The organism is Streptomyces sp. CNQ085 (assembly GCF_022614595.1).
Taxonomy (GTDB): Bacteria; Actinomycetota; Actinomycetes; order Streptomycetales; family Streptomycetaceae; genus Streptomyces.
This window is the reverse complement of sequence record NZ_JAJFAU010000052.1, coordinates 1-7,790: the sequence shown is the minus strand read 5'-3', so window position 1 is coordinate 7,790 and position 7,790 is coordinate 1. Positions and strand designations below refer to the sequence as shown.

General features: G+C 72.7%; 3 protein-coding genes and 1 pseudogene. 3 read left to right on the top strand and 1 reads right to left on the bottom strand.

From position 1 onward, the window contains the following. Window positions 1-112 precede the first annotated feature (112 nt). The 3 genes from LJ221_RS11570 to LJ221_RS11560 all read left to right on the top strand — a co-directional run bounded on the left by LJ221_RS11570 (window position 113) and on the right by LJ221_RS11560 (window position 6,737). Complete coding sequence (locus tag LJ221_RS11570) at window positions 113-628, top strand: hypothetical protein (RefSeq protein ID WP_241716014.1); 516 nt, start codon at window positions 113-115, stop codon at window positions 626-628. 80 nt (window positions 629-708) lie between these two features. Then, window positions 709-1,392, top strand: coding sequence for an HAD family hydrolase (locus LJ221_RS11565; protein ID WP_241716012.1), 684 nt, complete (start codon window positions 709-711; stop codon window positions 1,390-1,392). 332 nt (window positions 1,393-1,724) lie between these two features. Beyond that, complete coding sequence (locus tag LJ221_RS11560; RefSeq protein WP_241716010.1) at window positions 1,725-6,737, top strand: NAD-glutamate dehydrogenase; 5,013 nt, start codon at window positions 1,725-1,727, stop codon at window positions 6,735-6,737. Between the two features lie 403 nt (window positions 6,738-7,140). Here LJ221_RS11560 and LJ221_RS11555 read toward each other — a convergent pair. Next, window positions 7,141-7,790 (bottom strand): annotated as a pseudogene (locus LJ221_RS11555) (cell division protein FtsK); the annotation flags it as partial.

The window sequence follows — 7,790 nt, the reverse complement described above, 5'->3', positions numbered from 1 at the left end:
CGTCCGCCCGCGCCGGGCGGACGGCGCAGGGCGGGGCCGGGGACGCCCGGCGGCCGGGAGCCGCCGTATGCTGTCGGAACACCCGGAGCGGCCTCACACGGAAGCGGTGGCGATGCGCGTCTATGTCCCCCTCACTCTGTCCGGCCTGGCGGCCGCGCACCGGGCGGGCGAGCTCGGCCCCGGTCCGCTGACCGCCTACGCGGTCACCCCCGGACTGCGCGAGTGGTATGTCTCGGACGACATCGAGGAGCTGGAGTACGCCGCGCTCGGCCGCGCCGCACAGGCCTCGCTGCGGCTCCTGGCCGTCGCCCCGGACGTCCCGCGCCGCAGGGTGGTGGTCGCCGTCGACGTGCCCGACCGCGAGGCGGTGGCCGACCCGGACCGCGGCCTGGACCCGGCCGCGCTGGGCGAGGTGCGCATCGGGCGGGCCCTGCCGCTGGATCGGGCCGCCGCCGTGCACGTCGACGGGGGCGAGGCGGAAGCGGACGTCACCGCGGCGGCCCAGGCGCTGGGCGCGGCCGACCAGGGCGACGACGACGCCCGTTTCACGGTGGACGGGGCGGACGACCACGAGCTGCTGTGGTACGCCACCCAGGAGATCGGCGACATCGTGGAGGGGCTGGGCTGAGCCCGCTGCCGGACAGGTGTCCCGGGCCGGGGCACCGGCCGCCTCTGTCGCCCGTCGGACCCAGCCCTTACCGTCGGGGCATGGACTCGGCCACGGGGAGAGCCCACATCGTGTGGGACTGGAACGGCACGCTGCTGCACGACATCGACGCGGTCATCGCGGCGACCAACGCCGCCTTCGCCGAGATAGGGCTGCCTGCCATCACGCTGGAGCGCTACCGGGAGCTGTACTGCGTTCCGGTGCCGCGCTTCTACGAGAGGCTGACGGGGAGGCTCCCCACCGAGGAGGAGTGGGCCGGGATGGACGAGGCCTTCCACCGGCACTACTTCGCGCGCATCGAGCGGGTGGGGCTCACTGAGGGCGCGGCCGAACTGCTCGCCGCGCGACGGGAGGCGGGGCTGACCCAGTCGCTGTGCTCCCTGGCTCCGCACGACCGTCTGGTGCCGCTGGTGCGCCGGCACGGCATCGAGGAACACTTCGTCCGGGTCGACGGGAACCTCGGCGGCGGCAGTGGGTCGAGCGCCGGCAAGGCCCGGCAGATGGCGGCGCACGTGGCGGCGCTCGACGGGTTCGACCCCCGCCGCACCATGGTGGTCGGCGATGCCGTGGACGACGCGGTGGCCGCCGCGGCCGTGGGAGCGCGGGCCGTGCTGTACACCGGCGGCTCGCACAGCAGAAGCAGCCTGATGACGGCCGGGGTGCCGGTGGTGGACAGCCTCGGTGAGGCGGTGGAGGTGGCCGAGCGGGTGATCTCGGAGGGCTGAGAGCGCCGTACGCCACGCGTCGTCCGTGAGCCGCCGGAAGCTGTCCACAACGTCCAACTCCGACCCCTGGTTCTGTACACATACTGTCCATGACGGGGTTCGGCCGATGGGAGGTAGCCTAGCCGCGTGATCAGCGAGAAATCCGCGGAAGGCAGTGTCGCCTCCGACCCCGGGCACCCGTGCGACGCCGCCGGGACCGGGGATGTCGCAGGTCACTCCGTCTCCAGGCATGACGCCCCGCTCCGGCGGACACTTGGTGTGTCGGCGTCAAGCCCTCAAAAACCCTCAACGCCTTGACGTCACGCAACGGCGCGCGACAGGAGCCAGACGACATGCAGACCAAGCTGGACGAAGCAAAGGCCGAGCTGCTCGAACGAGCCGCCCGGGTGGCCGACAGCGGTCCCGCCGGCGGCCAACCCGTACCGGGGCTGGACGCCGGGACCCTCGCCTCGTACCTCCAGCGCTACTACCTGCACACCGCCCCCGAGGACCTCGCCGACCGCGATCCGGTCGATGTCTACGGGGCCGCGGTCTCCCACTGCCGACTGGCCCAGCAGCGCCCCCAGGGCACCGCCGGCGTCCGCGTCCACACCCCCTCCGTCGAGGAGAACGGCTGGACGTGCACCCACAGCGTCGTGGAGGTCGTCACCGACGACATGCCCTTCCTGGTGGACTCGGTCACCAACGAGCTGACCAGACAGGGGCGCGGCATCCACCTGGTGATCCACCCCCAGGTCGTCGTCCGCCGCGACGTCACCGGCAGGCTGCTCCAGGTCCTGGACGCGGATGCCCGGCCCCGGAACGAGACGCCGGACGACGCGCTCACCGAATCCTGGATCCACGTCGAGATCGACCGTGAGACCGACCGCGAGGACCTGAAGCGGATCACCGCCGATCTGCGGCGCGTCCTGTCGGACGTACGCGAGGCCGTCGAGGACTGGCGGAAGATGCGCGGCGCGGCGCTCCGGATCGCCGACGGCCTGCCCGGCGAGCCGCTCGCCGACGACCTGCCCGAGCAGGAAGTCGAGGAGGCGCGTGAGCTGCTGCGATGGCTCGTGGACGATCACTTCACGTTCTTGGGATACCGTGAGTACGAGCTGACCACCGAGACCGCGGACGGCACCGAGGAGCTGCTGCTCAGTGCCGTTCCGGGTACCGGCCTGGGCATTCTGCGCTCCGACCCGCACCACGACGACCAGGGAGGCGGGGAGCCGGGCGCCGCCCACGACGGCGCCTCCGCCCGCCCCCACGCGCCCGCCCACACCCACGCCCACCCGGTGTCGCCCTCCTTCAACCGCCTCTCGGCCGGTGCCCGCGCCAAGGCCCGCGAGCACCGGCTGCTGGTGCTGACCAAGGCCAACAGCCGGGCCACCGTCCACCGCCCCTCCTACCTCGACTACATCGGGGTGAAGAAGTTCGACGAGGCGGGCAACGTGGTGGGAGAGCGCCGCTTCCTAGGACTGTTCTCGTCGGCCGCCTACACCGAGTCGGTGCGCCGGGTGCCCGTCATCCGCCGCAAGGTCGAGGAGGTGCTCGGCTACACCGGCTTCGTCCCCGACAGCCACGACGGCCGCGATCTGCTCCAGATCCTGGAGACATACCCGCGCGACGAACTCTTCCAGATCCCGGCCGACGAGCTGCGCGAGATCGCCACCTCCGTGCTGTACCTCCAGGAGCGCCGCAAACTCCGGCTCTACCTGCGGCAGGACGAGTACGGCCGCTACTACTCCGCACTGGTCTACCTGCCGCGCGACCGCTACACCACCGCCGTGCGGCTGCGGATGACCGACATCCTCATGGATGAGCTGGGCGGCACCAGCGTCGACTTCACCGCCTGGAACACCGAGTCGGTCCTCGCCCGGCTGCACTTCGTCGTCCGCGTCCCGCAGGGCACCGAGCTGGCCGAGCTGACCCACGCCGACGCCGAGCACATCGAGGCCCGGCTGGTGGAGGCCGCCCGCTCCTGGGCCGACGGTTTCTCCGAGGCGCTGGTCGCCGAGGTCGGAGAGGAGCGGGCGGCCAGGCTCGCGCACCGCTACGGCGGCGCCTTCCCCGAGGGCTACAAGGCCGACTTCCCACCCCGCACCGCCGTCGCCGACCTCCAGTACGTCCAGGGCCTGGAACGGGGCGAGGGCGTCAGCGACTTCGCGCTCAGCCTGTACGAGCCGGTCGGAGCCGGCCCCGGTGAGCGCCGCTTCAAGGTCTACCGTACCGGCGAGCCCGTATCGCTCTCCGCCGTGCTGCCGATCCTCCAGGCCATGGGTGTGGAGGTCATCGACGAGCGTCCCTACGAGCTGCGCTGCGCCGACCGCTCCCCGGCATGGATCTACGACTTCGGGCTCCGGCTGCCGGCGAACCACGCGCAGAACCTGGAGGGAGACGCCCGCGGGCGCTTCCAGGAGACCTTCGCCGCCGTATGGAGCGGCGAGGCCGAGAGCGACGGCTTCAACGCGCTGGTGCTGTCGGCCGGCCTGACCTGGCGGCAGGCGATGGTGCTGCGCGCCTACGCCAAGTACCTGCGGCAGGCCGGCTCGCCCTTCAGCCAGGACTACATGGAGGACACCCTCCGCCGTAACGTCCACACCACCCGGCTGCTGGTCAGCCTCTTCGAGGCCCGGCTCTCCCCGGACCGCGCCGCGGCCGGCCACGAGCTGACCGACGGTCTGCTGGAGGAGCTGGACGGGGCGCTGGACCAGGTCGCCTCGCTGGACGAGGACCGCATCCTGCGCTCCTTCCTCACCCTCATCAGGGCCACTCTGCGCACGAACTACTTCCAGCCGCGCGACGAGGAATCGGGCCGGCCGCACGCGTACGTGTCGATGAAGTTCGACCCGCAGGCCATCCCGGACCTGCCCGCGCCCCGCCCGGCGTACGAGATCTGGGTGTACTCGCCGCGGGTGGAGGGCGTGCACCTGCGCTTCGGCAAGGTCGCCCGCGGGGGCCTGCGCTGGTCCGACCGGCGCGAGGACTTCCGCACCGAGATCCTGGGACTGGTCAAGGCCCAGGAGGTCAAGAACACGGTGATCGTGCCGGTGGGAGCCAAGGGCGGCTTCGTCGGCAAGCGGCTGCCCGACCCCTCGGCGGACCGCGACGCCTGGCTGGCCGAGGGCGTCGCCTGCTACAAGACCTTCATCTCCGGCATGCTCGACATCACCGACAACCTCGTGGGCGGCCAGGTCGTGCCGCCCGAGCGCGTGGTGCGGCACGACGGGGACGACACCTATCTGGTCGTCGCCGCCGACAAGGGCACCGCCTCCTTCTCCGACACGGCCAACGAGGTCGCCACCGCCTACGGCTTCTGGCTCGGCGACGCATTCGCCTCCGGCGGCTCGGCCGGCTACGACCACAAGGCCATGGGCATCACCGCCCGCGGCGCCTGGGAGTCGGTCAAGCGGCACTTCCGTGAGCTCGGGCACGACACCCAGACCGAGGACTTCACGGTCGTCGGCATCGGCGACATGTCCGGGGACGTCTTCGGCAACGGCATGCTGCTCAGCGAGCACATCCGGCTGGTGGCCGCCTTCGACCACCGGCACATCTTCCTCGACCCGGACCCTGACGCGGCCACCTCCTACGCCGAACGCCGCCGGCTGTTCGAACTGCCGCGCTCCTCCTGGGCCGACTACGACACCTCGCTGCTGTCGCCCGGCGGCGGCGTCCACTCCCGCGGCGCCAAGTCCATCCCCGTCGGCGCGCAGGTGCGCCAGGCGCTGGGCATCGAGGGCGGCGTCACCAAGATGACCCCGGCCGAGCTGATGAGGGCCATCCTCAGGGCCCCGGTGGACCTGCTGTGGAACGGCGGCATCGGCACCTACGTCAAGGCGTCCACCGAGACCGACGCCGATGCCGGCGACAAGGCCAACGACGCGATCCGCGTCAACGGCCGGGACCTGCGCGTGCGGGTCGTCGGAGAGGGCGGGAACCTGGGCCTGACCCAGCTCGGCCGCATCGAGTTCGCGCACGAGGGCGGCCGGATCAACACCGACGCCATCGACAACAGCGCGGGCGTGGACTCCTCCGACCACGAGGTCAACATCAAGATCCTGCTCAACTCGGTCGTCGCCGACGGCGACATGACCGTCAAGCAGCGCAACGCGCTGTTGGCGGAGATGACCGATGAGGTCGCCGAGCTGGTGCTGCGCAACAACTACGCGCAGAACGTGGCGCTGGCCAACGCGATGCGGCAGGCGCCCGACCTGCTCCACGCCCAGCAGCGGCTCATGCGCAGCCTGTCCCGCCGGGGACGGCTGGACCGACAGCTGGAGTTCCTGCCCGCCGACCGGCAGATCCGCGAGAGGCTGGCACACGGCCGCGGGCTGAGCCAGCCCGAGCTGGCGGTGCTGCTGGCGTACGCCAAGATCACCGCCACCGAGGAACTGGCGGACACCGACCTGGCGGACGACCCGTATCTGCAGCGGCTGGCGCACGCGTACTTCCCCAGCGCACTGCGCGAACGCTTCCCCGGGCAGATCGGGCGCCATGCCCTGCGGCGCGAGATCGTCACGACGCTCCTGGTCAACGACATGGTCAACACCGGGGGTTCGACCCTGGTGCACCGGATGAAGGAGGAGTCGGGCGCCTCGGCCGAGGAGATCGTGCGGGCGCACACCGCCTCCCGGGAGATCTTCGGCCTGGCCCGCGTCTGGGACGAGGTCGAGGACCTGGACAACACCGTGGCCGCCGACGTCCAGACCCGCATGCGGCTGCACGCCAGGCGGCTGGTGGAGCGGGGCACCCGCTGGCTGCTGAACAACCGGCCTCAGCCGCTGAAGCTCGCCGAGACCATCGAGGTCTTCCAGGAGCGGGTGGAGGTGGTCTGGTCCCAGCTGCCCAAGCTGCTCAGGGGCGCGGACCTGGACTGGCACCAGAGCGTCAACGACGAGCTGACCGGCGCCGGGGTCCCCGGCGAGCTGGCGCTGCGGGTGGCGGGCTTCTCGTCCGTCTTCCCCGCCCTGGACGTGGTGGCCGTCGCCGACCGGACGGGACGTGAACTGCTGGACGTCGCCGAGGTCTACTACGACCTGGCCGACCGGCTGGGGATCACCGAGCTCCAGGACAGGGTGAGCGAGCTGCCGCGCTCCGACCGCTGGCAGTCGATGGCCCGCGCGGCGATCCGCGAGGACCTCTATGCCGCCCACCAGCTGCTCACGGCGGACGTGCTGGCCGCGGGGGACGGCAGCGCCACCCCCGAGCAGCGCTTCCAGGCGTGGGAGGAGAAGAGCGCCGCCGTCCTGGGGCGAGCCAGGGCCACGCTGGAGGAGATCCGCGAGTCCGACACCTTCGACTTGGCGAACCTGTCGGTGGCGATGCGCACGATGCGCACACTGCTGCGCAGCAACCGCTGACGGGCCGGAACGCGGGAAGCACGGTGGTGGGGGCGGACGCCCCCCCCCCCCCCCCCCCCCCCCCCCCGCGGCGCCGCCGGGCGGCCCCGCTTCACCGCGCCGGTCCACACGGCCGCCATCTGGGACCTCCGCCCCTTTCGAGTCCGGTAGTCCGGCGGTGGGCTCCCGTCCGTCGCCGCCCCCGTCGCGGACGGCCGCCGGCGACAGCGCCGGCGCGGCGGTCGGCGCGACACCCGCTCCGCGGGCACGGCCGACCGTCGAACGGCCGCGCCCTACGTCCCGTTGGGTCGGTCCCCACGGCTGAACACATCACCTGGCGGCAGTGCCTCACACGTCAAGCCGTCTTCCGCGACCGGCTCATGGCCGTGGTGCTTCAACCTCCCGCCGGAGAGAGAGGTTGGCATCACATCAGGGGAGGGGGAGCGGGGGCGTCCGCCTCGCGGGCCGCACGCTCGACCGCGCTGGCGAGCAGCGCCAGATCGGTCGGACCGTTGCCCAGTTCGCGTACGGGACGACGGGCGGGAGGGTCCCCTGCGCGTGCCCAGTCCAGTGGAACCACCGTCGGCCGCTGGGTCGCCGTCCGGGGTATGCGGCCCGACACCCGGCCCGCCTGGAAGGCGGTCACCGAGCCATCCGGCCGGTGCAGCGTCCCGCGCCCCGGCAGTGGCCCCTCCGCGGAGCCACCCGGGCCGCACCCGGCTTCCGGGCCGCTCGGGGCATCGGAGCCGAGGAAGGCCCGCAGGGCCGCGCCCTGCCCGGTGGCCGTCCGCCCGGTGTGCTCCGGCCGCCCGGTGGCGGCTACCAGATGCACCCCCAGCCGAGCCCCGTCCCGGGCCACGGCCTCCAGCGCCCGGACCACCGAACCGGCCGCCGGGCGGCCGGGGTTGCCCAGAGCGGGGGCGACCAGCGTGTCGAAGTCGTCGACGAGGACCACCAGCCGGGGCAGCGGCCCCGGTCCCGCGGCACCGACGGCCTCGGTGGGGGCCGCGTTCGCGGGCGCCCGCAGCTTGAGGGTGCCGGGCTCGGGCCCCGGGCCCGTGCCGGGGCCCGAGC

Bases quoted from the DNA above. Each gene is read 5' to 3' on its own strand.
- LJ221_RS11565 (WP_241716012.1), top strand. From the start codon at position 709: ATGGACTCGGCCACGGGGAGAGCCCACATCGTGTGGGACTGGAACGGC.
- LJ221_RS11570 (WP_241716014.1), top strand. From the start codon at position 113: ATGCGCGTCTATGTCCCCCTCACTCTGTCCGGCCTGGCGGCCGCGCAC.
- LJ221_RS11560 (WP_241716010.1), top strand. From the start codon at position 1,725: ATGCAGACCAAGCTGGACGAAGCAAAGGCCGAGCTGCTCGAACGAGCC.